The organism is Mesorhizobium temperatum (assembly GCF_002284575.1).
Classification (GTDB): Bacteria; Pseudomonadota; Alphaproteobacteria; order Rhizobiales; family Rhizobiaceae; genus Mesorhizobium; species Mesorhizobium temperatum.
The window spans coordinates 1-25,259 of sequence record NZ_NPKJ01000032.1 but is presented as its reverse complement, the minus strand read 5'-3'; the positions used below and the strand labels follow the sequence as shown (position 1 = coordinate 25,259).

At 62.3% G+C, this 25,259-nt stretch carries 26 protein-coding genes and 1 pseudogene; 15 read left to right on the top strand and 12 right to left on the bottom strand.

Annotated features, from left to right (window positions below; all coding sequences use genetic code 11):
- Positions 1–655, top strand: a 655-nt coding sequence (locus tag CIT26_RS09260; RefSeq protein WP_143747809.1) for an MFS transporter, incomplete at its 5' end; no start/stop codon positions are given.
- A 100-nt stretch (positions 656–755) separates the two neighbouring features.
- Complete coding sequence (locus CIT26_RS36485) at positions 756–917, top strand: hypothetical protein (protein ID WP_167391338.1); 162 nt, start codon at positions 756–758, stop codon at positions 915–917.
- A 297-nt stretch (positions 918–1,214) separates the two neighbouring features.
- On the opposite strand, the gene CIT26_RS36480 is transcribed toward CIT26_RS36485, so the two are convergent.
- Positions 1,215–1,544, bottom strand: a complete 330-nt coding sequence (locus CIT26_RS36480) for a hypothetical protein (protein WP_167391336.1) — start codon at positions 1,542–1,544, stop codon at positions 1,215–1,217.
- On the opposite strand from CIT26_RS36480, the gene CIT26_RS09255 reads away from it, so the two are divergent.
- From CIT26_RS09255 to CIT26_RS09240, 4 genes are all read left to right on the top strand, one after another.
- On the top strand, positions 1,438–5,088 hold the full coding sequence (locus CIT26_RS09255) for a tetratricopeptide repeat protein (RefSeq protein WP_095492298.1): 3,651 nt from the start codon (positions 1,438–1,440) through the stop codon (positions 5,086–5,088). The genes CIT26_RS36480 and CIT26_RS09255 overlap by 107 nt on opposite strands.
- The gene (locus tag CIT26_RS09250) at positions 5,088–6,932 is read left to right on the top strand and encodes a CHASE2 domain-containing protein (RefSeq protein ID WP_095492297.1); all 1,845 of its coding nucleotides are present in this window, start codon (positions 5,088–5,090) and stop codon (positions 6,930–6,932) included. The genes CIT26_RS09255 and CIT26_RS09250 overlap by 1 nt, the downstream gene beginning before the upstream one ends.
- A gap of 82 nt (positions 6,933–7,014) precedes the next feature.
- Positions 7,015–8,001, top strand: a complete 987-nt coding sequence (locus CIT26_RS09245; RefSeq protein ID WP_095492296.1) for a hypothetical protein — start codon at positions 7,015–7,017, stop codon at positions 7,999–8,001.
- Between the two features lie 390 nt (positions 8,002–8,391).
- Positions 8,392–10,059 (top strand): alpha/beta hydrolase, encoded by a 1,668-nt coding sequence (locus CIT26_RS09240; RefSeq protein ID WP_095492295.1) that lies wholly within the window; start codon positions 8,392–8,394, stop codon positions 10,057–10,059.
- Positions 10,060–10,201: 142 nt separating this feature from the next.
- On the opposite strand, the gene CIT26_RS09235 is transcribed toward CIT26_RS09240, so the two are convergent.
- The gene (locus CIT26_RS09235; protein WP_245319296.1) at positions 10,202–10,459 is read right to left on the bottom strand and encodes a hypothetical protein; all 258 of its coding nucleotides are present in this window, start codon (positions 10,457–10,459) and stop codon (positions 10,202–10,204) included.
- A 112-nt stretch (positions 10,460–10,571) separates the two neighbouring features.
- Positions 10,572–10,805, bottom strand: a pseudogene (locus CIT26_RS37435) (GntP family permease); the annotation flags it as partial.
- 319 nt (positions 10,806–11,124) lie between these two features.
- Between CIT26_RS37435 and CIT26_RS09220 the strand changes: the two are divergent.
- On the top strand, positions 11,125–11,412 hold the full coding sequence (locus CIT26_RS09220; RefSeq protein ID WP_095492294.1) for a hypothetical protein: 288 nt from the start codon (positions 11,125–11,127) through the stop codon (positions 11,410–11,412).
- A gap of 491 nt (positions 11,413–11,903) precedes the next feature.
- On the opposite strand, the gene CIT26_RS09215 is transcribed toward CIT26_RS09220, so the two are convergent.
- Positions 11,904–12,350, bottom strand: coding sequence for a VOC family protein (locus CIT26_RS09215; protein ID WP_095492293.1), 447 nt, complete (start codon positions 12,348–12,350; stop codon positions 11,904–11,906).
- A 78-nt stretch (positions 12,351–12,428) separates the two neighbouring features.
- Complete coding sequence (locus tag CIT26_RS09210) at positions 12,429–12,770, bottom strand: VOC family protein (protein WP_095492292.1); 342 nt, start codon at positions 12,768–12,770, stop codon at positions 12,429–12,431.
- Positions 12,771–12,885: 115 nt separating this feature from the next.
- Here CIT26_RS09210 and CIT26_RS09205 point away from each other — a divergent pair, with 115 nt between their 5' ends.
- Entirely contained in the window at positions 12,886–13,347 is a 462-nt protein-coding gene (locus CIT26_RS09205) for a MarR family winged helix-turn-helix transcriptional regulator (RefSeq protein WP_095492300.1), read from the top strand.
- A 147-nt stretch (positions 13,348–13,494) separates the two neighbouring features.
- On the opposite strand, the gene CIT26_RS09200 is transcribed toward CIT26_RS09205, so the two are convergent.
- From CIT26_RS09200 to CIT26_RS36470, 3 genes are all read right to left on the bottom strand, one after another.
- Positions 13,495–15,282: an adenylate/guanylate cyclase domain-containing protein gene (locus CIT26_RS09200; protein ID WP_095492291.1), complete on the bottom strand. Its 1,788-nt coding sequence runs from the start codon at positions 15,280–15,282 to the stop codon at positions 13,495–13,497.
- Positions 15,283–15,289: 7 nt separating this feature from the next.
- Complete coding sequence (locus CIT26_RS09195; RefSeq protein WP_245319295.1) at positions 15,290–16,276, bottom strand: ABC transporter substrate-binding protein; 987 nt, start codon at positions 16,274–16,276, stop codon at positions 15,290–15,292.
- 349 nt (positions 16,277–16,625) lie between these two features.
- The gene (locus tag CIT26_RS36470; RefSeq protein ID WP_095492289.1) at positions 16,626–16,805 is read right to left on the bottom strand and encodes a hypothetical protein; all 180 of its coding nucleotides are present in this window, start codon (positions 16,803–16,805) and stop codon (positions 16,626–16,628) included.
- Between the two features lie 136 nt (positions 16,806–16,941).
- Here CIT26_RS36470 and CIT26_RS09185 point away from each other — a divergent pair, with 136 nt between their 5' ends.
- Entirely contained in the window at positions 16,942–17,202 is a 261-nt protein-coding gene (locus tag CIT26_RS09185; RefSeq protein WP_095492288.1) for a hypothetical protein, read from the top strand.
- A 3-nt stretch (positions 17,203–17,205) separates the two neighbouring features.
- Positions 17,206–17,466, top strand: coding sequence for a hypothetical protein (locus CIT26_RS09180; protein ID WP_095492287.1), 261 nt, complete (start codon positions 17,206–17,208; stop codon positions 17,464–17,466).
- Here the strand turns inward: CIT26_RS09180 and CIT26_RS09175 are convergent.
- Positions 17,463–18,176 carry an SOS response-associated peptidase gene (locus CIT26_RS09175; protein ID WP_095492286.1) on the bottom strand — a complete coding sequence of 238 codons (714 nt, stop codon included), beginning with the start codon at positions 18,174–18,176 and terminating at the stop codon, positions 17,463–17,465. The two genes, CIT26_RS09180 and CIT26_RS09175, sit on opposite strands and share 4 nt — an antisense overlap.
- A 273-nt stretch (positions 18,177–18,449) precedes the next feature.
- On the opposite strand from CIT26_RS09175, the gene CIT26_RS09170 reads away from it, so the two are divergent.
- From CIT26_RS09170 to minE, 4 genes are all read left to right on the top strand, one after another.
- Positions 18,450–18,881: a hypothetical protein gene (locus tag CIT26_RS09170; protein ID WP_095492285.1), complete on the top strand. Its 432-nt coding sequence runs from the start codon at positions 18,450–18,452 to the stop codon at positions 18,879–18,881.
- Between the two features lie 170 nt (positions 18,882–19,051).
- Complete coding sequence (gene minC / locus CIT26_RS09165; RefSeq protein WP_095492284.1) at positions 19,052–19,816, top strand: septum site-determining protein MinC; 765 nt, start codon at positions 19,052–19,054, stop codon at positions 19,814–19,816.
- Between the two features lie 103 nt (positions 19,817–19,919).
- Positions 19,920–20,735: a septum site-determining protein MinD gene (minD, locus tag CIT26_RS09160; protein ID WP_095492283.1), complete on the top strand. Its 816-nt coding sequence runs from the start codon at positions 19,920–19,922 to the stop codon at positions 20,733–20,735.
- Entirely contained in the window at positions 20,732–21,004 is a 273-nt protein-coding gene (minE, locus tag CIT26_RS09155) for a cell division topological specificity factor MinE (RefSeq protein ID WP_023803855.1), read from the top strand. Before minD ends, minE begins: the two co-directional genes overlap by 4 nt.
- 388 nt (positions 21,005–21,392) lie before the next feature.
- On the opposite strand, the gene CIT26_RS09145 is transcribed toward minE, so the two are convergent.
- From CIT26_RS09145 to yghU, 3 genes are all read right to left on the bottom strand, one after another.
- Entirely contained in the window at positions 21,393–22,133 is a 741-nt protein-coding gene (locus tag CIT26_RS09145; protein WP_095492282.1) for a sulfotransferase family protein, read from the bottom strand.
- Positions 22,134–22,318: 185 nt separating this feature from the next.
- Positions 22,319–22,600, bottom strand: coding sequence for a hypothetical protein (locus CIT26_RS37430; protein WP_245319294.1), 282 nt, complete (start codon positions 22,598–22,600; stop codon positions 22,319–22,321).
- Positions 22,601–22,992: 392 nt separating this feature from the next.
- Positions 22,993–23,859, bottom strand: coding sequence for a glutathione-dependent disulfide-bond oxidoreductase (gene yghU / locus CIT26_RS09135; protein WP_095492280.1), 867 nt, complete (start codon positions 23,857–23,859; stop codon positions 22,993–22,995).
- 287 nt (positions 23,860–24,146) lie between these two features.
- Between yghU and CIT26_RS09130 the strand changes: the two genes are divergently transcribed.
- Positions 24,147–25,049 (top strand): S1C family serine protease, encoded by a 903-nt coding sequence (locus CIT26_RS09130; RefSeq protein ID WP_095492299.1) that lies wholly within the window; start codon positions 24,147–24,149, stop codon positions 25,047–25,049.
- Positions 25,050–25,259 lie beyond the last annotated feature (210 nt).

Genomic DNA, 25,259 nt, shown 5'->3' with positions numbered 1-25,259 from the left:
CGGCCTGTTCGGGGGCCTCCTTTATGCGCGGATCCCGCGGCGCCGTCCGACGTCGGACGCCGGCACCGCGTCCGCGCTCGGCCCCTCGCGCAATATTGTTTTCAAGCTTGCGGCACTTTTTAGCCTTGATGCGTTCGCCGGCGGCTTTGTCGTCCAGTCGCTGCTTGCCCTCTGGCTTTTCGAAAAATTCGATCTGTCGCTTTCCGAAGCGGGATTTTTCTTCTTCTGGTCCGGCGTGCTTTCGGCGTTCTCCTTCCCCGTTTCAGCTTGGCTGTCCCGGCACATTGGATTGATCAACACGATGGTGTTCACCCACATTCCGTCGAGCATCGCCCTGATGCTGGCGGCGTTGGTGCCCACGCTGCCTCTGGCACTCGTCCTGCTGCTGATCCGCGCAGCACTGTCGCAGATGGACGTGCCGACGCGATCATCTTACGTGATGGCCGTCGTCACGGAGGCGGAGCGGGCGGCGGCCGCGAGCTTTACATCGGTGCCGCGCAGTCTGGCCGCCGCAGTCAGTCCCGCGCTGGCGGGCGCTCTGTTCGCTGCCTCGTTCCGGGCTTGGCCCCTCCTCATCTGCGGTGCACTGAAGATCGCTTACGATCTGCTGCTGCTGATGCAGTTTCGGCACCTCAAGCCGCCGGAGGAACGGTGATGCAGCCGCACCGGTTTGGGGTGTTTGACCAGGATGGGTCAATCGCGAAGGAAAACGTTGGAACGGTTGTCGATCACTTCCGGCTGTCGCGGAGCGCGAAATGTCGCCTCGCTTCCTCATGACATTGTCTGCCGCACTTTATCTGACATCATCGGTGTTTGCCGGGGGGATCACCCGTTCCGTCGAACGTCTGCTATCGAGCGTGGAAAAGCCGCTGCAGAAGGTCCGCATCGGGTCAGCGACGATGCCCACGCCGACCTGAATGTCCGCTCTTGAAGATCCGCAGCCTGAAACTGCCAGTCCACTGTCGGCCCATAGAATCCCGGTCAGCAATGCGCCCAATGTCGGCCGTTGAGGTGATTTTCGCTGTTGCCCGATAGCGGACGTTGCCGGCGACCACCTTGGACATCGTTGTTGCGCCATAACGCGACCTTCAGGGCGCTCCTTCAAAGCTGCCCTTCGCGCATTGGTCGGAGTCACCCAAAGCGGAGTTGCGGAGGACTACGCCCTCAGTCTTTTCACAGTCTGGACGACGCTGTCCAGAAGCAGCTGGCTTCGGTCAGCCACGGGTTTTCAAGCGACGAAGATGGTCCCACTTTGAACTCCCTTCACTCAACTGCTTGTAGGTCACAGCCGCCCGGACAATAGCGCCTGTTTTCCGATGCTGTGTGTCCGGGCAGCAACGTTTGCCGTATTCGGCGATCTGCTGCAACGGAGTATTTGACAGTTCGATGAATGAACCGTCATAAAGCCGTTCGAAGAGGGGGCGCTTCAGAACTGCGATGCGGGGGCCGGCAAGTTTTTCACTGTTGTTGACGGCGCTCGTCGGCATCCAGCCGGCGGCGGCCGATGTCGTGCCGCGCAACCAGCCGGCGGCCGGGTCGGTCATTGCCCGCAAATCGGGCGAGGAAGTGCGCTTCCTAGAATTCGCCTCTTGGCAGGTGGTCGATCTCAGGCAGGACGTCGTCCCCGGCGACTATCTGCGCACCAACGCCACCGGCAGTCTAGCAGTGCTGTTTGCCGACCGCACCCAGATGCGGCTTGGCCGCAATACGACGCTCCTGGTCAAAAAGATCGGCGCGGCGTCCGACACCGAGTTCAAGCTGGAGAGCGGCACCATCTGGGCGCGAGCAGAGCGCGGCGGCGAAGGGCTGACCATCGACACGCCCGCCGCCGCCGCCGCCATCCGCGGCACCGACTGGACGATGACCGTCGACGGCAAGGGCCGCACCTCGCTGATCGTGCTGGAAGGCACGGTAGAACTCGCCAACGAATTCGGCTCGGTCAGCGTCGCCGAAGGCGAAGCCGCGGCGGCCACCATCGGCTCGGCGCCGACGAAGGTCGTCATCGTCGATTCGGACGACCGCGAGCAGATGCTGTTCTACTACTCCTTGCGCGACGCTTTCACCGTCCTGCCAGCATCGGCATTGTCGAGCCTGGACATGCGCAAGGCGCGCGCCAGGATAAAGGCGATAGAGCCGTCGTCCCGATCCGCCGAGGACTGGGTGACATTGGCCGAGGTTAATCTTGACTTTGAAGGGCGGGAAGCGGCGCGCGACGCGGCCAGGCAGGCGCGACAATTCCCGCTGACGCGCGCGCAGGAAGCCCGGCTCGATCTGATCGACGCGTTGATCGCCGGCGCCGAACAGCGCTATGCCGAGGCGGCGCATCTGTTCGAACGCGCGGCGCCGCATCTCGATCCCAGCCGGCGTGTCATGGCGCGCTATGGCGGCTACTATGCGCGCTCGCTGGCTGACCCCAGCCATATCGAAGCTCCGCCGGTTAATGCGGATGCCGGCGTCGCCGCGGCCATCGCCGAGGCTCTGACGGCCGGATTTCTGGTCGACCTCAAAGCTGCAATTGCCGTTCTCGAAAGCGCCGAACGGCGCTATCCCGGTGATCCGACGCTGCCCGCCCTCAGGGCACAAATTGCGTTCCTGCTCGACGACCGCGAACAGGTGGAAGCGGCAATCGATCGCGCTTTGTCGCTCGACCCGGATAATGTGATCGCGCTCCAAGCACGCGCCGGTTATCGGGCCGGAATCAAGAGCGATCTTGAAGGCGCGCTTGCCGACCTCGAGCGCGCGGTGGAGCTGGCGCCCGGCTCGGCGAGCTGGAACGCTCTCGGCCTCGTTCAGAGCGCGCGCGGCGCCACTCGCGAGGCGGAGGCGGCGCTGAAGCGCGCTATCGAACTCGACCCGAAAGATCCTGTCCCCCACGCCAACCTCGCCATCATCTATCTCGAGCAGGACCGCACGGCCGAAGCGAAGGCCGAAATCGACACGGCGCTCGCAGTCGATCCGGCATTCGACATCGGGCTGGTTGCGCGCGGCCGCTACTATCTGCAGACCGGCGAACTGGACAAAGCGCGTGACGACCTGCTCGCCGGCACGACCGCCAATCCGGCCTATTCCAATGGATTGCTGCTGCTTGCCGTCGCCTATTACGAAGCCGGCGAGCTGGAACCCGCCGAACAGGCTATCGAAAACGCCGATCGCCTTGATCCGAACGATCCGGTGATTTCATCCTTCCGCACGGCGGTTGCAATCGACGAGTACGAAGCCGACAAGGCGATCGCCAGCGCACAGGAAGCGCTGAAGCGCACCAGAGCCCGCGGCGGCGACTATGCCGCGCTCAGCGCCAATCGCGACACCGGCTCGACGTTGAACGACGCGTTCCGGCTACTCAATCTCAACGCGTGGGGCCGCTACTACGGCGACGCGGTTTTCGATCCCTTCACCGGCTCCGGCTATGTCGACCAGGCGCTTGCCGGTAGCTTAAATCCCTTCGTCAACAATCTGCGTTTCGGCGACGTGCCGACGGAACCGGGCACTAATACAACCAGCTTCTCATCGTTTTTCCAAGGCTTGATGCTCGACCCGCAAATGCTGGCCGGCCGCCAGAGGAGCGCCAACATCCTCCGGCGACCTTTCATCGAAACCACCGTCGGCGGGGGTTTTGTCGCCGATGACGGCGATCTGGGTTGGAACAGCGAAATCGAAACCCAAGGGTATCAACCAGCTCCCTTTCCATGGAGCTTCTACGGCACGATCAACGGTTTGGAGACCGACACGCGTCGCGGCGATGATCCAGCGACCGGCCAGTTCGATCTCGAGGACCGGTCGATCACCGGCACAGGCTACATGGCCATGAAGCCGACGCCGAATGACCGGGTGGTGGCGTATATCGATGTCAAGGATCTCGAGTTCGACCTAAGCACAGTGCTGGACCCTACCGTTCTGCCGCTAGGAGGAACGTATGCCGACACCGGCGACACCCGAACCGGCAACGCCGGGATCGCCTGGAGCCATACATTTGGTTACCAGAACGTTGCCAGCGCGGCGCTGTTTGCGACCGACATTACGGATCGAAGCAACAGAACCCGCTTGGAGGAAATCGGCTTCGGGGAAACAGGATTCATTCTGGAGAGTGAGACCAGCCAGCAATCCTATCTCGCCGCATTCAATCACATCTACGGAACCGGTGACTTGACTCTCCGATACGGAGGTGAGGGCGGACTATTGGAAGTCTCAAAAGACGAAACGTTTTCTTTCGTGTTTCCTTTTATCCCGGACACAATCATATCCGAATCCACTACGGCAGTCGACGTCGCCATTGGGCGCGTCTATTTCGACGCCGTCTACGAGTTCAACCCCAATCTCAAAGTGGAGGGAGCCCTATTCGGCACTTATCTCGACGGTGGCACGATTGATGAACAACGCCTGGAGCCTCGCCTCGGCGTCGCCTGGACGCCTTTCGAAGGCCACTACCTACGCGCCGGGTTCCTGCGCGAAGGTTCGTTCATAACGTCGGCGACCTTGGCGCCGGTCGGAATACTCGGCCTGCAATCCAATCAGAATTCTCTAGCTGTCGACGGCTTTTCGGACACGTTTGCCGCGCGCTGGGACGCCGAGTGGAACAGCCACCTTTTTACGGCCGTCGATTACCAGCATCAGGAATTCGAGAAACTTTCGATCGGCGTTCCGGCTTCCGCCACCACAATCGATCTCAGCGAGGGCCGGCTCGACCGGATCAGCGCCACGGCCAACGTCTGGATCGGCAACGGCTTCGGCGCGTTCGCGACCTTTGCCTACGCCGATTCAGAGAACGAAGATCCGACAAGTCCAGGCTTCGGCGGCCCGCTGCCCTTTGTCCCCGAAACGTCCGCGCGGTTTGGCCTGACCTGGGTTCACCCGTCCAACATCAAGGTCACGCTGGCCGAAACCTATGTCGGCTCACGCACCGGCGATGCGGCGGGGACTGAGCTCGAATCCTACTGGTCGACGGATGCCTTCCTGACCTGGGAACCTTTCGACAAACGATTTGAACTCGAAATTGCCGCGTACAATCTGTTCGACGAGGATTTTCAGGTCGCATCGTTCACCCCCGGCTGGGGCCGCAGCATCGTCGGTTCGCTGAAGGTCCGGTTCTGATGTTTGCAGGCCGGCCGTGGTGGAAGGGCCTTGGCGCTTCCGCGCCCGGAACCCCCTCCCGCCGCAACGGCATTCTTGCGATCGCGGTCCTCGCCGTGCTGCTGGTTGCTGGTCTGTCCCTGCTCACGCCATGGAAGCTCGTCGAGGCGCGCGCTTTCGATTATCTCTCGACCATTTCGCCGCCGCCCCCGCCCGATGACGGGCCGGTCATTGTCGCCATCGACGAGCCCTCGCTTGCCGAGATCGGCCCGCAATGGCCATGGCCGCGCGATCTTCACGGGCGGCTCGTCGAGGCTCTGCGCCGCGCTGGAGCGAAAGCCGTCGGGCTCGACATCATCTTTGCCGAGCCGTCGACGCCGGCCGCGGACGAAGCGTTGGTCAAGAGCCTTGGCCCGGACGTGGTTCTGGCCGGCGACGAGACATTCATCGAGACCGAGCAGGCCGCCCAGCATGTCCGGGTCGAGCCGCTGGCCATTTTCACCGCGACGGGTGCCGCAACCGGCATCGCCTCAATCGCGCCCGACGGCGACGGCATCCTGCGGCGCGTGCCGGGCTATGGCGACGGCTTTGCGGCAGAGCTTCTGAACGCCGCCGGCCGGCCGGCCACTGTACCGCGAAACGCGCTGCTGCAGGCCTTCGGCCCGTCTCGCACATATCCGACGGTCTCCTACTATCAGGCGCTCGATCCCGACAGTTTCCTGCCGGAGAATTTTTTCCGCGGCCGCATCGTCATGGTCGGGCTCAGCCTGCAGAACGCGCCGACGCTGTCGCAAGGCGGCGCCGACGTCCACGCCTCGCCGTTCACCATCCGCACCGGCAGGCTCGTTTCCGGCGTCGAGATCCAGGCGACGGTCTTCGACAATCTGGCGCATCAGCTGTTCATCGCGCGCCCCCCGGCATGGGAGGCAATTCTCTCGATCCTGCTTGGCGCGGGCATTGGCGTTCTTGCCGTCTGGAAGTCGACCGGATGGAAGACCCTGGCCGGCGCTGTGGTTGCCGTGCTGGCGCTCCTCGCCGGCAGCTATATGGCGCTGCGCTACGGCCGTGTCTTCGTCGCGCCGTTGGCGCCAGCGCTTGCCTTTACTCTTGTCGCAAGCGCGCAGGCGGCGCGCGATTTCGCGGCGGAGCGGAAGCTTAGGCGCGGCATAACGCGCGCCTTCTCGCAATATCTGTCGCCGGCCCTGGTGGAACGCCTGGCGCGCGACCCGACGCAGCTTCGCCTTGGCGGCGAGGTCCGCACGCTGACCATTCTCTTTTGCGACATTCGCGGCTTCACCACCATCGCGGAGGCGATGAAGGGCGATCCCGAGCGGCTGACAACGCTGATCAACCGGCTGCTGACGCCGCTTTCCGACGTCGTGATGGCGCATGGCGGCACCATCGACAAATATATCGGCGACTGCCTGATGGCGTTCTGGAACGCGCCGCTGGACGATCCAGACCACGCCATCCATGCGGTGGAGGCCAGCCTCGAAATGCTCGCCGCGCTAGATCGGCTGAACGCGCAATTGCAGGCGGAAGCCGAAACGCGCGGCGAAACGCCGATTGCGCTGCGCATCGGCATCGGCGTCAACACCGGGCAATGCGTCGTCGGCAATATCGGATCGGAGCAGCGCTTCGACTATTCGGCGCTCGGCGACGCGGTCAATCTGGCATCGCGGCTGGAGGGTGCGTCGAAGGATCTCGGCGTTCCGCTGGTGATCGGCCGGGCGACCGCCGAACTGGTGTCAGACAGGATTCCGCTGACCCCGCTGCGCGAGATCACCGTAAAGGGGCGCGGCGAGTCTACCATGGTCTATGCCCCCGCGGCGGTAAGCGCACCGCTTTCGACAGCCGCAAGTTAGGCGGTTGTCCGTTCGCGTTCGAACAGGATTGTCCCCTTGTAGCTGGGAATGGCGGGAGCCCCATCACTTCGAGGATGAGGTTATGCGAGCCGCGCTGGCGGAGGAAGTTCGCCAGGACGACACCCGTTGCCCGCTCAGCAGCAAAGCTGTGGAGCAGGCTCGGCCATGGGTTCTTGCAGCCTGCGCGGCAGGCGGGCTCGGCTGGCATGAGGCAGCGGCGAAATATGGCGACGATGCAGCCAGAGTGTTCCTCGTCTATGGCGAGGATGCGGATTTCATGGAGGTTTTCGACCGTCTCGGCCATCCGGTCGTGCCGGTGATTGCTTATTTCATGAAGAATGGATCCTCGCAGTACTTGTTGCAGGAAACCGTCGGTCAGGGCCTCTCGAGCCTGTGGAACGACCGGAAGGTGGGATTCGGCCTCGCCGAGATTTCGCCGGAGCAATATGGGCTTATTGCCATTCACGAGCTCAAGGGTCGCGGGCACGAGATGCTCTCGGAGTTCGAGATCGTTGACGGAACAGCAGTTCGCAGACAGTTCACCCGCACGCTGCTTGGTGCGAAGAACATAGTCCTGGGCGGCGTTTCCGATCTGGAAGGGGTGATCACCCGCGGCGAGCGGCTTCCGACCTGGGGCGAGATGGGCTGGGCTGCGTTCGATGCGGCAATCGTCGTCGGGAGCGTGGGCGCCGCAGCCAAGGCATTGCGCGTTGCGAGGGCACCGGTGGCCGCGGCTGGTCGCGGAACGGTGCGGATAGCAAATCTGAGGGCTGCAGGCAAAGGTGCGTTCCAATCGCTTTCCGCCGTCGGTACCGCAGCCGGTGTCGCCGCTGTCGTCGCACTTCCCTATGTGGCGATCACGCGACCTCACCTTCTGCCAAACGCGGCCGGTTGGATAGCCGAACAAGCAGGTCTCCCGGCCTGGCTCGGCGCCTTTGCGGCCTACCTTATACTCTGTCTTGTCCTAGCTTTTCTGCTGAGGATGGTTCTGGCGCCGCTGGCCTGGACGCTGAGCAAGATCGTTGGACGACTCGCCGGTGCCGGCGGTGTCCGATCCGCGGCAGCCTAAATCCCGCGCACTGCGCCAATGGCAGGTTAGAACGTCAGCTTCGGGCGCCAGGAGCGGACATTGCTTCACCAGAATGAACTCTAAATTGGATTTAGACCAAAACTAGCAAGTCCTCTATGTCGTCGGCGTGAAAGGCTGACGCTCAAACCGAATAGCCTCTTGACTCGTCCGACCTTCCCGGCGCGGTCGTGCCATTTGCAGATATCGGCCATGCAAATGCGAAGGGGATTTTTGGCGATCGTAAATGCGAGCTGATCAGATCGTGCGACTTGCTGGACGAAGCAGCCGGAAATTTACAGCTGCCTCCTTCTACAAAACGCGAGGGCGAGCCATGATGGCCCATCGTATTCAATCCAAGACAATTCAACCCAAGAGAAGCGAAGCGGCCCTATGCGTAGCTGGGTGACAAGGTTTTGGCGGTCGCTTGCTGCCGGCGGCCTGATCTGGGGCACACTGTTCTTCGTCGCTTCGCTGACGCCGACGCTCATCCCCCGAACCTATCTGACCCAGGGCGTGCTCTCCGGGGCATGTTTCGCAGTCGGATACGGTGTCGGCGTCGTGTGGCGCTGGCTATGGACCTATATGGAGCTTCCGGAACCGCGTGAGCGGCTCCTGGTCGCTCTCAAGATCGTCGCCGCAGCCGTTTGCGCCGCCATCGCCATACTGTTTCTGTGGTGGGCGGCAGAATGGCAGAATTCGATCCGTCGACTGATGGACCTCGAACCCGTGACGAGTGCACATCCGTTCGAAGTCTGTTTGATTGCGATCGTCACATTCCTGGTGGTCATAGCGCTTGCCCGGCTCTTCAAGGGCATCTCTCGTTTGATTGCGGAGCGGTCCGGCCGTTTCGTCCCGCGCAGGGTTTCGAGGGTAATCGGTTTCGCCGTCGCGATATTGTTGTTCTGGGCGGTCGCAAACGGTGTGCTCGTCCGCTACGCGCTCCGCGTGGCTGACTCGTCCTTCGCTGCGCTCGACGCCCTCATCGAACCGGACCGGCCGCAACCGGAATCTCCGCTCAAGACCGGCAGCCCGGCTTCGCTCGTCGGCTGGGAAGAACTTGGACGGGCGGGGCGAGAATTCATCGCGACGGGACCCACCGCTGCAGAGATAGCCGCGTTCACGCACGCAGATGCACTCGAGCCTATCCGGGTCTATGTCGGGCTTCGCGTGGCGGACACGGCCGAGGAGAGGGCGCAAATCGCCCTCGAAGAGCTGAAACGCCTCAGCGCCTTCGCACGGTCAGTACTCGTCGTCGTCACGCCGACCGGCAGCGGCTGGGTCGATCCCGCTGCCATGGATTCAGTCGAGTACCTCCACAGGGGGGACGTGGCGAGCGTCGCACAGCAGTACTCCTATCTGTCGAGCCCGCTGTCGTTGCTGTTCGAGCCGGAATACGGCTCGGAAGCAGCACAGGCTCTGTTTGCCGCGGTCTATGGACACTGGACGACACTTCCGCGCGAGAGCCGGCCAAAACTCTACCTGCATGGCCTGAGTCTCGGAGCGTTGAACTCCGAGAAGTCGGCAGAGCTTTTCGAGATACTGGGTGACCCTATCCAGGGGGCGCTGTGGAGCGGTCCGCCGTTCGAAGCCAGGATGTGGCGCAGCGTGACGGAGCATCGCAACCCCGGCTCACCGGCCTGGCTGCCGCAATTCCGGGACGGTTCCTTCATCCGTTTCATGAACCAGGAAGGCGGACCCGATCCGACCGACGCACCCTGGGGTCCGCTGCGCATCGTCTACCTCCAATATGCGAGCGATGCGATCACGTTTTTCGATTATCGCGATTTCTATCGCCGTCCTGCATGGATGGATGCGCCACGGGGTCCGGACGTCTCGCCGGAGCTGAGTTGGTACCCCGTCGTGACGATGCTCCAGCTGGCCCTCGACATGGCAGTCGCCACTGGTACGCCGATGGGCTACGGACATGTCTTTGCGCCCGAACACTACGTCAACGCGTGGCTCGCCGTAACCGATCCGCAGGGTTGGTCGGCCGACCAGATAGCGCAGCTGAAGCAACATCTCGCCGCTCGCGCGAGGCCATGTGACGGCTGCCTGTGACGGCGCTGGCAGTCCATGACATGGGCAGCGCGAGCGGAAGCCCAACGAGGCACGCCGCGTGTGGAACCGCGGGCCGCGGCGACAGATCCACGCCCTCGCCACCGCCTGCGGCGCAGGTCGACGACAGGGCCATCGCGCTCCCTCAACGCGATTCAAAGTAACCGCCGGCGCGGCGGGCCCGATAGACGAAAAAGCGCCCGCGGCAGTCCACGCGGCGGACGTCCCGAAAACCACGGTTGCGCAGCAGCCTCCCGCCACCCCGGCATGTGATCGCTCTGCCATTGTTGAGGTTCGTGCCGATATTGATCTCGATCGTGACGGCTTGGGCGGGCGCCGGCACAGCCACAGGCGCGACCAGACCGAGAACGAGGGCCAGGCAAGCGAAGACGGGGCGGGACATGGAAGTCTCCGTGACGGTTGTTTTGGTCGCGAGCAATGTAAACGCATTGGCGCTGATGGACGAGTGCATCCATCACCACTCCGGGCAGGCCGGATTCCGGATTGTCGTCGTCTCAAAAGGAGCTAAGCGCGACCACCGCCACCATGGCGATGAGGGGACCGACGATGCCGACCATGACGATGTCGAGATAACTCTCTTGTGCGTCGTGCCGCACACCGCGAGCAACGTCACCGCCGCGCCGTTGTGCGGCAGGCTGTCGAGCGTGCCGGAGCCGATCACCGCCACGCGGTGCATCAGCGCAGGAATCGAGGCCGGTCTCGGCGGCCAACTTCATGTAGGTGGGGCCGAAGCGAGTGGAGGAACCTTTCGCCGGAGCCGATGTTGACCGGCAATGACGAAGCTATCCGACCTAGGTCCCCCGATTACCGGCACGAGACACGGCGGCTCGGTGAAGGACGAGCGCGAGCATTTCTATAAATGCCGCTCGTGCCCCACGCCAATTTCCTCCTCCCGCGCTCGACTTTATTGCAAGACGGTCAAATTTGAGCTTCCGCATTCATGTTTTGTCGAGCGTATCTCTTAGAGTCGCTTAAACCTTCTGCGCCGTAAGTTTTAGCCGTGCTGAATCGCCGTCAGCGCCGATGACGACGAAATAGGAGAACGCAATGACTCGCAATCACGTTGAACGTCTTGGAGAGTTCAGGGAAATCCTAGTCGCGACTCGACGCGAAGGAGTCCGTAACGTGCACCATACCCGCGACGCAATGCGGGCAAGCGGCTTTCAGATCGGGGACAGCGACGGCTCCAGCTACGGAGCCAAGCTAAAGGAGCTCCAAGAGGAAATCGAGGCAGTCGATCGCGCCATCGAAGACGAGAAGCGGCTGGCCTTGGCCCTTGAGAGTGCGGCTCAATCCCGCCGACCAACTAAGCCGAGAATTGTGAAGGGAACATAGAGTCGGGGACGGCCTTTGGGGCCCGTCGCGTGGATTTGCCTGCGACATCGTGTCGGGCTCGTCGCCGCCGTGCTACAGGGCCCTGAACGTCATCCGTTGCCATTAAACGTGGGGCAGGGGCGGCCGAAGCCGCCCTCATCGTTGTCGATGCCGTCGCTACCCTCGCCAACGGCGTTGTTCAGGTATCCGATCTGAAACGCGATATTTGGACATGAAATCATGGAGGTCCGCTTCTGGCGCAACCGCGACCTCCGGCGTGGTCACCGGTAAGGCTGCTTTCAGGCGGTGGCAAAGCCTAACCTCAACGGCCGACACTAGGCGCATTGTTGCTTGGCAGCCTAGGAGCCCGAAACCCACCGTCCGCTATCGCAACGAAGTTGCCAACAGGCAGCCGTTCCGTTGACGACATTGTTAACGCCCAAAGGACGCGCCGGCGCCGCCGGTGCCGACATCCGGTCGCGTTCTTCTATCGGTATTTTTTGGGTATGGGATCAGCCCTGCGACGGCCTCCAGTCAGCCGATGGAATGACGTTGACCATCCACGGGACGCCGAACCTGTCGATCAGGGAGCCGAAGCCGGGCGACCAGAAGGTCTCGCCGAATGGCATGACAGCCTTGCCGCCTTCAGACAGTTGATCGAACCAGCGTTGGGCTTCGGCCTTGTCCTCGGTGTGCAGGGTGACGTCGAAGCCGTTCTTGGGTTTGTCGATGTTAGGTGCCCATCCGGCGTCCATGTCGGCACCCATCAGCGCCTGGTCCCCGACATCGAGCCAGCAGTGCATCAGCCAAGTCTTGTGCTTCTCATCGGTGATCGGCATGCCGGGGGGCGCATCGCCATAGGGCATGGCGGCGGTGATCTTTCCGCCCAGGACCTTGGCGTAGAACTCGAATGCCTCGCGGCACTGGCCCTGGAAGCTCAGGCTGGTCACGATCTTCATGGTCGTCTCCTTTTTGATTGGTGCTTCGACGCGTCAGGGGAGATTGAGCTGCCAGGACACGCCGAAGCGGTCGGTGACTCAGGCGAAGCGCTTGCTGAAACCGTAGTCGTCCAGCGGCATCAGTACCCCGCCACCATCCGACAGTTCGGCGAAGAGCCGCCTCTGCTCCTCGTCCGACGCGCAGTCGACGAAGAAAGACCAGGATGACGTGAAGTCGAAGGCGTGCTTTACCGGGCTATCGCTGGCCAGCACGCTTTGCCCGGCGCCCCTTAAGCGGGCCAGCTTGATGCTGCCCTCCGCGCCCTGCTCGCCCTTCTGCCAGCGCGTGACTTCGGGAACCTCGCCGTCGTCGAACAGCGAGACATAGAAGTTCATCGCCTTTTCGGCATGGCGGCCCTGGAACATCAGGAATGGCTGCATCGTGGACACGGTCCGCTTCCTTCTACGTCAGATCCTTGGGAATGCGGCCGTCGATTGACCCTTCCTCATCTATGTTGATATCAACGTAAGGAGTCTATGGATGTCAACCTTTCAGATGCACGCTCCTGCCGACCTTGCCTTCGAAACCACCCTTCTGGTGCGTGACACCTGCCTGTGCCTGCATACGCATAGGGCGGCGCGTGCGCTCGCACGCCGTTTCGATGTCGCGCTGAAGCCCGCCGGCATCACCAGCGGGCAGTTCTCTCTCCTCATGTCGCTCAATCGGCCGAAACCACCGAACCTCGGCAGCGTGGCGGCGCTGCTGGTGACGGACAGGACGACCTTGACTGCCAATCTCAAGCCGCTAGAGCGTCGTGGCCTCGTCGATACGGCGCCCGATCTGACGGACAGGCGCGCCCGACTGCTGCGGCTGACGCCAGCCGGCCGGGCGGTTCTGGCCGAGGCGGTGCCGATCTGGCGGCATCTCCATGCGGCGATCGAAACGGCGCTGTCCGACCCGAATCGTCTGCGCTCCGAATTGAACCTCCTTTCGAGATCTGACGGCGTCGCCGGGTAATGTCAGGAACGACGTGCAAGGCGGCCGGCCGCGTCGGCCGGTCGTGACCCGTAGCTGCTGTCCAATTGCACGATCTCGATGGTCCGGTCTCGACGTGACGAGTTGCCATTCGGTCCAGCCGCGTCCCAAGATCGATTTTAGCCAAGTCTAGCTTTTCGCACTGATCTCCGTCGCATCAGGAGCGAAATCTGACGTCAGGCTCCGTATTCCGACGTCGTACACGCGTACTTCCTCATCGAAGCCCTTGAGGTGGCGCGCGCCGAGGGCGACCATCGGAATCTTGCCGCCGACGGAACACGCCACAGAGTCATCGGTGAGAATTTGCCGATCGTCGGCCGATGAACACAGTCTCGACGCCAGGTTCACGACATTGCCGATCGCGGTGTAGTCAACGCGGGCTTCATAGCCAATTCGGCCGACCGTTGCCCGTCCCATCGCGAGTCCAATGCCGAAACCGACCGCGTGGCCGCGCAGACGCCACTCGGCGATCAGGTGCTGAACGGCATCCTGCATGTCAATCGCCATCTCGACAGCGCGAAGCGCTGGCTCCGCGCTCGGCACAGGGGCGTTGACAAGCACCATCAACCCATCCGCGGAGAAGTTGGTCAGCGTGGCTTCGTAGCGTGTGATGATCGCGCCGAGAGCCTCGTAGTAGTCGCGCAATACCTGCATGACGTCATCGGGTTCCGCATGCGCCGAGAACGCGGTAAAGCCGCGCAAATCACAGAAGACAGCGACTACTTCCGCCCGCTGGCCTGCGAGCACGCTCTCGTCACCGGACTTTTCCACGAGTTCCGCGACCTGCGGTGCGAGAAAGCGCTTCAGCCGCGCGATCCGCTCCGATCGATCCCGCGATACGGCGAGTTCCTGCGCCATCTGATTGAACCGGACCGCCAGCCGTTCAAGTTCATCTCCGGTGGCGATGTCGATCCGGTGATCGAACTGTCCGGCCCCGATTTTTTCGGTGCCCTCCTCCAGGAGGCGGATCGGGCCCGTCATGCGCCTGGCAAGCCAGTAGGCGAGCGCCGCCGCTAAGACGATTGCCGCAAGCAACAGGCCGCCGGTCCGCCACAAAGAAGCATAGAGCGGTGCAAACGCCTCTGCCTGCGGTTGCTCGACGAACACAGTCCAGCCAACACTGGGGATCGGTGCCATCGCAGTCACGACGCGTTCATCCTCGGCGTTGCGGGCCGTTGCCGCCTCGCCGTGTGCTGCGACAATTTTGTCCCGCAATCTGCGCAGGGCCGCCGCCGTGTTCTCGTCGGTGCCCTGCAACACCTTGCTGATGTCCGGGTGAGCGATGATCCGGCCGGTCTGGTCGATAACAATTGCCTGGCCGCTGCGCCCCACACGAATTTCCGAAATGACTACCCAGATGAGCTTCAGGTTGATCTCGGCGACGGCGATGCTGTCGATGGGTCCCAACAGCGCCATGGTCAGGAACGGTTCGGAGCCGTTGCGAAACGTGACTGGGCCATACCATATGCCCGTCGACCGGGCTCCTGCGACGGCGGGATCGCCTGAGCGATCCGATCCGCCTTCCAACCTGTTCAGGCCAATGCGGGAGACGTACAGACGCTCCACGCCAGCATGGTCGACAAGACTGATGCTGACGATTGCCGGGGCTTGGCGCATTGCCCGCAGGGCTTCCAGCCTATGCTGTCCCCCGGCGGCCGTGGTCAAGGTCCTCTGGAGCGTCCAGCCGAGCTGATTCCTGATGCCGGCGAGAAAGCTCTGCATCTTGCCGGCTGCCGATGTGGCCTCGACCCGCAAGAGAGCGCTGAGCATGGCACGCTGGTCGTGATAGCCGAACCAGGCGTCGCTGATGCCGCTGGCAGCCACGGGGACAATGACAGCGGCGAAAAGGGCTATGAAATACTTCCGAAACAGTGATCGGCGTACGGGAGCGGCTTCGCGATGGATCGAAACCCGCACATCATCCTCATTCGATGACTTCGTCAGCCATGAGCAATATGGTCTGCGGCAGCTCGATGCCGAGGGCATTGGCCGTTTTCAAATTGATCGACAGCTCGAACTTTGTCGGTTGCTCGAGCGGAAGATCGCCGGGATTCGTTCCCTTGAGAATCCGGTCGACATAGAAAGCCAGCCGATGCAGCATCTCCGCGTAATCCGCGGAATAGGCAAGCAGACAGCCGTTTCGCGGATACCACGGAGCCCATGCCATCGTCGGCAACCGCTGTTCGAGCGCCAGATCGGCGATATGTGCCGCCTCGCCGGCGAGCATGACGTCGGGCAGGACGAAGATTGCCTGCACGCTCTCTTTCTTCATTTCCGGGATTGCGACATCGAGGTCCGCCGGCTGCCTGATGTGATGAAGCTTCACGCCAATGCCGAGCTTTTCGGCCGCGCGCATTGCATCAGCCTCGAATGGCAAATAGGAAACGTCCGGGTTGGCCAGAACCCCGATCGTGACGATACCCGGAATTGCTTCTTTCAGCAGTTCCAGACGCTTGGCAGTAAGTTCGGTCGCATAGTAGCTCACCCCGGTAAAATTGCCGCCTGGCCTGGCGAGGCTGGCGACGAGGCCAGCGGATATCGGATCCCCGCTGACGATCGATACGATCGGGACCGAATCCGTCACCTGGTGGGCTGCACGTCCCGCCGGTTGAGAGCTTGTCACGATCACGTCCACAGAAAGCTGCATCAGCTTGCGCGCCGCTTCGGCAAGTCTGTCGTAATTCTTGCCGGCCGCCTGGCACTCGAGTGCAAAGGTCTCGCCCTTCCTATAGCCCAGTTCCTCGAGCCCCTTGAGAAACGGTCCGAATTCGTCCTGAACAGTACCCGGGCTGCAGTCCCAATAGGTGAGAAGGCCTACATGCGGAACAGTTGCGGCCAGCCCTTGGCTGGCCGCAAACGATCCAACGAACAGTGCCAGCAGGTAGGCAAGAGCGAAATACCCTTGACGCATTGGATCCACCTGATCGGTTTCGGACGGCAGCCGATGTCAGGAACCATTCCCAAATGATGCGAATTTCACGCTTCGCCGGGGCTGCTCATCCAAAAAAGTCGTTACCTACATCGAGCACTTGGTGCCCAAATATAGCGCTATTTGATCCACTCAGAAAGCGACACCACTAGCTGCTGGGCGGAAGGCGCGAAAGAGACGCACATGACCCCGTTTCGACCGCGCGAAGGTCAGAAAATGGCGTCGACAACCGTCATTCGCCGATATCGCATCAAACGACTGTTGTTGGCGCTAAGCCGACCTTCGAACGGCTCGATTGAGCACGCGTCCTGCTACCGTCATCTCTGAGCGGTTAGCGCGTCGCTCGGCGTGGTGACGACAGGGCATCAAGCCGTTCCTGCAGATGCCCATTCAGCACGATCATTTCCTTCAGCGCCTTCACCGCGTCGCCCTTGTGCTGGGCAATGAACTTGTCGGCGACTGCCTGAAGGGCAGCCTCCTGGCGGCTGTCCAGCGTCACGATGCGGTCCATGGCGATGGCTCCGATAGTTTCTGTTCAAATTGAACAAAACGGGAACAAAAATGTCAAGTGTGAATTGACTCGGCGAGGAATGCCTTCCTATTTGTCAGTAGGTGGGGCGGTTGCTCACAAAATGGGGAGAGCCGCGATGGGCAGACGAAAAAGCCGGTTTGACAGGCTGTCGACGAGGCATGCGGAGGCGATCATCAGGGATGCTCTGAGCCTGCGCAGGACGGTGCTTTCGTCGCAACTGCATCTGAAGGCGCATGGCGAGCTGTTTTGGCAGCTTTGCGGGCTTGTGGAAAAATTGCATGAGGTGATGGCCAGCGTAGCGGAGAAGGAGCCCAATTTCCGGATGCCGGATCTTGGCCTGCTCCCGCTTCCCGAGGATTATTTGACCCGGAAATGAGCCATGGCCGGGCCGATGGACAGCGTTGGACGTGCCGCGAAGGCCAACATGCTGCTGATCGTCGAGTGCGGCCACTGCTACCATGTCGGACGCTTCAGGGCCAACGACGTGGCGAAGGTGGTGGGCTGGAACAAGCCGCTGGAGACCATCCGGTTCAGGTGCAAGCGGTGCAGCCGAACGAACACGATGGTGAAGACCCAGTTCATCGACCAAGACCACCCGCCGAAGGGCTACATCTGGGTGCTGCAGAAGTTCAAGCTTTAGAACAGCGAACCCTGTACCGGAGCCTGTGGCGCCTGCGGCGGAAACTTGATCTGCGTCGCCGGCTTGTCGACGATCACCAGCGCATCGTCCGGTGCCGTGCGCTGCAGGTGCCTGGCCTCCGACCACGGCGCGGTCAGCCAGGTCTCGGTTTCCTCCTGGGTGGTCAAGATCACCGGCATGGCCTTCTCGTGGATCGGCGCGATCAGGGCGTTTGGCCTGGTGGTCAGAAAACCGTAGAGCTCGAAGTCGCCGGGGCCGTCCTTGACCTTGCGCACACCTTGCCAGCGCGTCCACAGGCCGGCGAAGAAGAACAGCGGCCGCTCCTCGTTCAGCGCGAACCAGTAGTTTTTCTGGATACCGGTATCCGGATCCTTGTCGCCGGGCGATGGGCTCGGCTCGGCGAAACTGGTGAGCGGCACCACGCAGCGGTTCTCGACACCGAGATATTGCTGCCAGTGGCCGTATTGCGGGTTGCGGATGTTGGTGGTGCCGTAGTCGGCCTTGCCTTTCACCCGCTCAATCGGCGTCGGCATGCCCCACAGCAGGTTGGCCAGCTCGCGCTCACCGTCCGGCGCGTTGCGCACTACAGGGCCGGGCTGGTTGGGGTAGATGTCGATGGAGGGCTCGAGATTGCCGAGGATATCGCGCAAGGCGCGGGTCCACTGGCGGATCGCTTCCTGGCTGGTGGTGATGTTGTAGAGGTTGCACATGTCGAGCCCTCAGGGATGTTCAGGCATCTTGTGGGAAAGGGCAGGGAATTTCCAGCGCTGTCGGGCTGGCTGCTGACACGCTACCCCAGCCACCAACACAGCGCCGCGATCACCGCCGCCACCCGGGCGATCGACCGCGCCAGAAGGAAACTACCGTGCGCAGCGGCGAACCGCGAGCTCCGCTCACGCAACGGACGCCGATTGTGCGCGTTCTACCCATTAGGAGGAGCGATGTGACGGCTGGTCTCATGCGCTCACAATCGGAGGCAAACCATGATGTCTAAGTTCAAAGAAGCCCTTGAGCGCGGGAAGGAAGCCCGTGAGCAAGAGGGGAAGGTCCGCAATGAGAAGGCCGAGGGGGTGGACTTCGGCGCGCAAGCCAGGGCCTGGCTAAACGACGTCGTGGTTGCGTCGTTGGAAGCAGCCAAGGCTGAGGTGGCGGGCGAGGTGACTGTCGAGATGGACACCGCGCCACGCCGCCAAGCCAAAGCGTCAACACCATCCATTCGGTTCAAAGTCTACAGGAAGCGAGGAATGGAGGCAGTCGGAAGGACGTTCACGGTCAACGTTCAACTGAGTGGGCAAGTGTCAGTCTCTTCGCCCGGGATGGTGGCAAGAGAAGTGGGAAACATAGGGGATAGGACTGACGAGCGGTTCTCCACCTTGCTGGCGGAACTGATCGAGGACGCAGCGAAGGGCACTTAGCCGGCAAGGTGTCGAGGAAAGGGCTGGCGATTTCCAGCGCCGTCCGCTCGGCTGCTGACACGGTCGAGCCTGTCAGTAAATGGCTTCCTAATGTCGCGAACACCCCCTCCGTTAACCTTTCGTTAACCATGGCTGGCTAGCGTTTACCTATCAGTAAGGAATCGCTGTCCGTGACCTTCGCCGCCCCCGTCGAGACCAAATCCATTCGTTTTCGCGCCCGCTCGTTTGTCGCCTTCACGCTCACGCCGGAGGCGCCGCTTTCGGAGTGGCTGGGGAGCCTCGACCGCTGGATCGGCAATTCTCCCGGCTATTTCGCCGGCCGGCCGGTGGTGCTCAACCTCAACACTTTGAAGCCGGAGATCGGTCAGATCGAAGCGCTGGTTGCCGAGCTTGGCCTGCGCGGCATCCGCATCTATGCCATCGAGCTCGACGGCAGCACGGCGCTCGAGGCCAATCTGCCGCCCGTGCTGATCGGTGCGAAGGAGGCCACCGCCGGGCTGCTGATGCAGGCCGACGCCAAGGGCAGGCCGGAAGCGACGGGCAAGCCGGAAGAGGCGGGCAGGGCGGAACAGGGCAAGCAGCCGGAAGACAGGCCGCCGGAAGCGCCGGCCACGCTGATGGTGAAGACGCCGATCCGCTCGGGCCAGTCGGTCTTTCATGCGCATGGCGACGTCATCGTGCTGGGCTCCGTCGCCTCCGGGTCCGAGATCGTCGCCGCCGGCTCCATCCATGTCTACGGCACGCTGCGCGGGCGGGCGTCGGCCGGTGTGCTCGGCCATTCGGCGGCGCGCATCTTCTGCCGCAAAAACGAGGCCGAGCTGCTGTCGGTCGACGGCTGGTATTGCACCGCCGAAGAGATGGAGCCGTCCTTGCGTGGAAAAGCCGTCCAGGCGTTTCTCGAAAAAGACACGCTGCGCATCACGCCGTTCAGCTAATGCAGTCGCCCGAAAGTACGCGGCGGTTTTGGAATAAAAACAAAGACTTAAGCGCATCGCATAATTCAGACGCTTAACAATACCAACAATAATGGAGGCATATATGGGCAAGGTAGTGGTGGTCACCTCGGGCAAGGGGGGCGTCGGCAAGACGACATCGACGGCCGCCCTTGGTGCCGCAGTCGCGAGAACCGGCAAGAAGGTGGCCCTTGTCGACTTCGATGTCGGCTTAAGGAATCTCGATCTGATCATGGGCGCCGAGCGGCGGGTGGTGTTCGACCTGGTCAACGTCATCCAGGGAACGGCCAAGCTCTCGCAGGCGCTGATCCGCGACAAGCGGGTCGAGACGCTGTTCCTGCTGCCGGCCTCGCAGACGCGCGACAAGGATGCGCTGACCGAGGAGGGCGTCGGCGAGGTGATCGACAAGCTGCGCTCGGTGTTCGACTACGTCTTTTGCGACAGCCCGGCCGGCATCGAGCGCGGCGCGCAGCTTGCCATGCGCTTTGCCGACGAGGCGGTCATCGTCACCAACCCGGAAGTCAGCTCGGTGCGCGATTCCGATCGCATCATCGGCCTGCTCGACGCCAGGACCGTCAAGGCCGAGCGGGGCGAGCAGATCGCCAAGCATGTGCTGGTGACGCGGTACGATGCCGCCCGCGCGGCGCGCGGCGAAATGCTCTCGATCGACGACGTTCTGGAGATCCTGTCGACGCCGCTCCTGGGGATCATTCCCGAGAGCCAGGACGTGCTCAAGGCCTCCAACCTCGGTTCGCCGGTGACGCTCAGCGATCCCACCAATTCCGCCGCCCGCGCCTATATCGAGGCGGCCAAACGGCTCGAGGGCGAGGACCTGCCGGTCGTCGTGCCGTTCGAGCGCAAGGGCTTTCTCGACCGGCTTTTTGGAAGGAGGGCAGCATGAGCTTGTTAGACCTCTTCAAGCGGCGCGGCAGCGCGCCGGTGGCGCGCGAGCGGCTGCAGGTGCTGCTCGCCTATGAGCGCCGCAACCGCAGCCAGCCCGATCTCGTCTCGGTGCTGCGCGAGGAGATCATGGCCGTCATCGCCAGACATGTGCAGATCGACCAGGACTATCTGCAGGTCTCGATGGATCGCGGCGAGACGATGTCGACGCTGGAAATCGACATCCAAATCCCCAACAAGAGCGCAAGGCCGCTGGCCATGTCGGCCTGAGCGGCAGTGTTGCGGCCAGAGAAGCGCCGGAAAATTCCGGCGTCGCGCGGCGATCCTGCAACTGGCTCCATGTGTTGAGCGCGGCTGTCCAGCGCTGGTGGGTTTTACCCAGGGCAATCCCTTCCGCTTTGCGCTGCCCCTCATCTGCCTGCCGGCATCTTCTCCCCGTATAGTGACGGGAAGAAGGGGCTGGCCGCAACCTCGGCACGTTTTCTGCAACGCTGGGGACTGGCGAAATCCTCGCCGAAGGTGTCTTTCTCCCCGTCACTATACGGGGAGAAATGCCCGGCAGGGCAATGAGGGGCGGCGCCGACATCGAAGTGGTCATCCAACACCCAGTTGGAGCCATTTTTGTCTGAAGCGATTGCCTGGCGTGATCTCCTGGCCGCTACCCCAGCCACCACAAAACCCCGCCCAGCACCGCCAACACCCCCGCGATCGACAGCCCGAGCATGATGTACGATCCCTTGATGACGTCGCGGATCACCTTCTTGACGCTTGAGCGGTCATTGAGGTTCGGGAACGGCTCCTGAGGTTCCGCCACGCCGAGAAAGCGGCACAACGGCCCCCAGCCTTCGGTCACCGTGAACACCAGGAGCTTTTCCGGCGGCACGGCTGCCTTCACCTCCTCGGTGTAGGCGTTGTAGCGTGCGATCGCCCGCTCGCGGTCGTCCATCACGCCGGCCAGCACGCGGCCCCAGATCAGCTTGCGCGACATGTCGCCGAATTTTCGGCCGAACGGCGTCAGCCACTCCAAAATCTTGAACTGCCAGAGATTTTCGGTGAAGTAGATCGTATCGATCGTGCTGTCGTACCAGCCTTCGGCACCGCGCGGGTGAAGCGTCAGCAGCACCTTGGCATCGGGGTATTCGGCCAGCAGCTCCCGCCACACGCAGCAGCCGGGATTGTCGACCGTCGCCGTGTAGTTGGCAAACACCCGGTCCCAGTCGTGCGGCGTGCCGGGCTTGCTGTTCGCTACCTTGCGCCAGAAGTCGAGGTGGCCCTTGTTGGCCTTGTTGAGGATCACTTCCTGCATGTGATAGCAGGGAAGGCCGAGCCTGTTCAGCGCGGCAAAGGTCGACCATGTGCCCGTGCGTCCGAAGCCCGCGCCGATTACCTTGAGCGCCATGTGATCCTCCCCCTTGGCCCCATTCTCCTCTGGACTGATATTCTTGTTTTATCGCAGTCCGTAGCGCCTACGTTGCGCCCGGAGCGCCCGGCACGCAACAAATTTCCATCGTGCCTTCCCTCACTAGATCAGCTCTTTTTGAATGGAACAGCGCCAGCCAGGAAGCGTCTCAACCATAGGATGCATTAAGCATGCACACACTTCTGATCCATTGCCACTTGCGCAACCGTTGAAAGGGTGAAAACGTTGGTGTGGGGTAAATGGGCAAGGGTGGTCGTCGCGGTTGTAGAAGCTCCGGGACGGCCGTGAAAAACGATGAATTTTCCACAATTCCTGGTGGGGATGACCACCGCGTCATTCGTCGTGGCGCTCTCGACTTTTTTGGCAACGGGTTCGATCTGGAAGGCGCTGGGCTGGACGGTCGTTACCTTGATCATTTCGCAGGTTGGATATTTTGTGTTCGTCATCCGGCTGATCTATGGAACCGGGCGAAAGACACACAGGTAGTCAGCGACCGGCGAGTACTGGACCATTGAGACGGTTTGCGGTTTCGAGATCCAGGTCAGGCCAACACCAATATCAACATGGCTAGACCATAATGTTTATCAGATAGACAGCATGGTCTAAGCCGTTTGAAAGCGGACATGTTCGGTTCTGGGAATGTGCATTGGACGTTCCGTTACTTTAGTCAACCAATATATATTTCCGGATACATATGTCTGGGATTGGGTAGCGCGGAAGGCCTGCCTGCGGCTTGTGCAATCGCGATCCGCCGTCGAGACGGGGCGGGTTGAAGCTGCTGATCTCCCCCACAAGGGGGGGAGATCGGCGCGTCATCCGCTCAGCGCCGTCGCTCTGCTCACTCCGCCGCCAGCTTGTCCTGCGTCTTGGTGTCGAAATCGCTGGCGTCGTGGCGCTCGTGCAGCTGCATCGCAAGCTCGCCGAAGGTGCGGTTGACCATGCGCCCGCGCTGCACCGCCGGCCGCGCGTCGATCGCGTCGGCCCAGCGCTGCACGTGTCTGTACTCCGTGACCGACAGGAACTCGCCGGCGTCGTTGTACATGCGGCCCTTGGCCAGCCCGCCATACCAGGGCCACACGGCGATATCGGCAATCGTGTAGGCGTCGCCACCGAGATATTCGCTTTCAGCGAGGCGCCGGTCGAGCACGTCCATCTGGCGCTTGGTCTCCATGGCGAAGCGGTCGATGGCATATTCGATCTTTTCCGGCGCATAGGTATAGAAATGGCCGAAGCCGCCGCCGAGATAGGGCGCCGAGCCCATCTGCCAGAACAGCCACGATAGGGTTTCTGCGCGCGCCGGCTGCTCGGTCGGCAGGAATTCGCCGAATTTTTCGGCCAGGTGCACCAGGATAGAGCCAGATTCGAAGACGCGAATCGGCTTTGGCCCGCTGCGGTCCATCAGCGCCGGGATCTTGGAGTTGGGGTTGACCTCGACGAAGCCGCTGCCGAACTGGTCGCCGTCGTTGATCCTGATCAGCCAGGCGTCATATTCGGCGCCTTTGTGGCCGAGCGCCAAGAGCTCCTCCAGCATGATCGTCACCTTGACGCCGTTCGGTGTCGCCTGCGAGTAAAGCTGCAGCGGATGCTTGCCGACCGGCAACTCCTTGTCATGCGTCGGGCCCGCGATCGGCCGGTTGATGCTGGCGAAGGCGCCGCCATTTTCCTTGTTCCAGGTCCATACTTTCGGCGGTGTGTATTGGTTCATCTCGGGAGGCCTTGTGGTGTGAGCGGGGAGAGTTTTGGGGAGGATCAGCTTGCGCGATGGAAGCGGGAGATTCGTGGGGCAGGTTCATCTACATATAGATACAGGTAGTGCGGTCAGCAGGAAGTTCAACTTATGTTGAACTATAGTCGACGCCGCATGCCCTTTCTCCCCAATGGGACCCCAGGGGAGAAGGGCTCACCGATGCCCTTGCGCCTCGTCACGTGCGCCATACCTATAGGGATATCGGGCGTTTGGCGGCCCACGCATCGCTTGCCGGGATTGAGAGCATGACCATCGATACGATTTTGCGGTCCATCGTGGCGGTGCGCGCCTCGATCCCGGACGATGCCTTCACCGCCAATGCGCTGGGCACCAGCCGGGAAGGCAGCGGCGTGGTCATTCGCGATAACGGGCTGGTGCTCACCATCGGCTATCTCATCACCGAGGCGGAAGAAGTCTGGCTGACCGACCACAACGGGCGCGTGGTTCCCGCGCACGCGCTCGCCTACGACCAGGAATCGGGCTTCGGCCTGGTGCAGGCGCTGGCGCCGCTCGGCCTGCCTGCGGTAGCCTTTGGCGACGCGGCCAGGGCGATGGCCGGCGACCCGGTGGTGCTCGCCGACGGCATCGGCCAGGCGGTCAGCGCGCATATCGTCACCAAGCAGGAATTCGCCGGCTATTGGGAGTATCTCCTGGACGAGGCGATCTTCACCGCGCCCGCCCATCCGTCATGGGGAGGTGCGGCCCTCATCGGGCAGGACGGCAGGCTGCTCGGCATCGGGTCGCTGCGCCTGCAGATGAGCCGCGCCGGCGAGATCGCCGATATCAACATGGTGGTGCCGATCGACCTTCTGCCGCCCATTCTCGACGATCTCCTGACACGTGGCCAGGTTGCCAAGCCACCGCGCCCATGGCTCGGCGCCTTCTCCGCCGAGAGCAATGGCGAGGTTGTGGTGATGAGCGTCGCCGAAGGCAGCCCGGCCGCCGAAGCCGGCCTGCGCCAGGGCGACATCATCTCGGATGTCCGCGACGGCGAAGTCGACGGGCTCGCCGATTTCTACCGCAAGTTGTGGCAGAACCCGGCGGGCGCCGAGATCCCGTTGCGGGTGGTGCGCGACGGCCGCGAAACCTGGCTGCGCGTCAAGTCGGCCGACCGCAACAGTTTTCTCAAGAAACCGCAGCTGCAGTGAAGCTCCCCCTTCTCCCCTTGTGGGAGAAGGTGGCCGAGCGAAGCTCGGCCGGATGAGGGGTGCTGGAAGGAGTGAAGCGTTGAGTTTCTTCCAACACCCCTCAACCGTCTCGGCGCTGCGCGCCGATCTACCTTCTCCCACAAGGAGGGCTTTGCACGGGGAGCGAAGTCGCGTTTGGTGGGTTAATGGGGCCTTTTTGAAGGCCTGCGG

What these genes read in the sequence shown, in the direction of transcription:
- CIT26_RS09170 (WP_095492285.1), top strand. Translation starts at nt 18,450, where the DNA reads ATGATGTCTAAGTTCAAAGAAGCCCTTGAGCGCGGGAAGGAAGCCCGT.
- CIT26_RS09205 (WP_095492300.1), top strand. Translation starts at nt 12,886, where the DNA reads ATGCACGCTCCTGCCGACCTTGCCTTCGAAACCACCCTTCTGGTGCGT.
- CIT26_RS09130 (WP_095492299.1), top strand. Translation starts at nt 24,147, where the DNA reads ATGACCATCGATACGATTTTGCGGTCCATCGTGGCGGTGCGCGCCTCG.
- CIT26_RS09255 (WP_095492298.1), top strand. Translation starts at nt 1,438, where the DNA reads ATGCGGGGGCCGGCAAGTTTTTCACTGTTGTTGACGGCGCTCGTCGGC.
- minE (WP_023803855.1), top strand. Translation starts at nt 20,732, where the DNA reads ATGAGCTTGTTAGACCTCTTCAAGCGGCGCGGCAGCGCGCCGGTGGCG.
- CIT26_RS09180 (WP_095492287.1), top strand. Translation starts at nt 17,206, where the DNA reads ATGGCCGGGCCGATGGACAGCGTTGGACGTGCCGCGAAGGCCAACATG.
- CIT26_RS36470 (WP_095492289.1), bottom strand. Translation starts at nt 16,805, where the DNA reads ATGGACCGCATCGTGACGCTGGACAGCCGCCAGGAGGCTGCCCTTCAG.
- CIT26_RS36485 (WP_167391338.1), top strand. Translation starts at nt 756, where the DNA reads ATGTCGCCTCGCTTCCTCATGACATTGTCTGCCGCACTTTATCTGACA.
- CIT26_RS09240 (WP_095492295.1), top strand. Translation starts at nt 8,392, where the DNA reads ATGCGTAGCTGGGTGACAAGGTTTTGGCGGTCGCTTGCTGCCGGCGGC.
- CIT26_RS37430 (WP_245319294.1), bottom strand. Translation starts at nt 22,600, where the DNA reads ATGACGAACACAAAATATCCAACCTGCGAAATGATCAAGGTAACGACC.
- CIT26_RS09235 (WP_245319296.1), bottom strand. Translation starts at nt 10,459, where the DNA reads ATGTCCCGCCCCGTCTTCGCTTGCCTGGCCCTCGTTCTCGGTCTGGTC.
- yghU (WP_095492280.1), bottom strand. Translation starts at nt 23,859, where the DNA reads ATGAACCAATACACACCGCCGAAAGTATGGACCTGGAACAAGGAAAAT.
- CIT26_RS09215 (WP_095492293.1), bottom strand. Translation starts at nt 12,350, where the DNA reads ATGAAGATCGTGACCAGCCTGAGCTTCCAGGGCCAGTGCCGCGAGGCA.
- CIT26_RS09220 (WP_095492294.1), top strand. Translation starts at nt 11,125, where the DNA reads ATGACTCGCAATCACGTTGAACGTCTTGGAGAGTTCAGGGAAATCCTA.
- CIT26_RS09250 (WP_095492297.1), top strand. Translation starts at nt 5,088, where the DNA reads ATGTTTGCAGGCCGGCCGTGGTGGAAGGGCCTTGGCGCTTCCGCGCCC.
- CIT26_RS36480 (WP_167391336.1), bottom strand. Translation starts at nt 1,544, where the DNA reads ATGACCGACCCGGCCGCCGGCTGGTTGCGCGGCACGACATCGGCCGCC.
- minD (WP_095492283.1), top strand. Translation starts at nt 19,920, where the DNA reads ATGGGCAAGGTAGTGGTGGTCACCTCGGGCAAGGGGGGCGTCGGCAAG.
- CIT26_RS09145 (WP_095492282.1), bottom strand. Translation starts at nt 22,133, where the DNA reads ATGGCGCTCAAGGTAATCGGCGCGGGCTTCGGACGCACGGGCACATGG.
- CIT26_RS09185 (WP_095492288.1), top strand. Translation starts at nt 16,942, where the DNA reads ATGGGCAGACGAAAAAGCCGGTTTGACAGGCTGTCGACGAGGCATGCG.
- CIT26_RS09175 (WP_095492286.1), bottom strand. Translation starts at nt 18,176, where the DNA reads ATGTGCAACCTCTACAACATCACCACCAGCCAGGAAGCGATCCGCCAG.
- CIT26_RS09245 (WP_095492296.1), top strand. Translation starts at nt 7,015, where the DNA reads ATGCGAGCCGCGCTGGCGGAGGAAGTTCGCCAGGACGACACCCGTTGC.
- CIT26_RS09210 (WP_095492292.1), bottom strand. Translation starts at nt 12,770, where the DNA reads ATGCAGCCATTCCTGATGTTCCAGGGCCGCCATGCCGAAAAGGCGATG.
- CIT26_RS09195 (WP_245319295.1), bottom strand. Translation starts at nt 16,276, where the DNA reads ATGCGTCAAGGGTATTTCGCTCTTGCCTACCTGCTGGCACTGTTCGTT.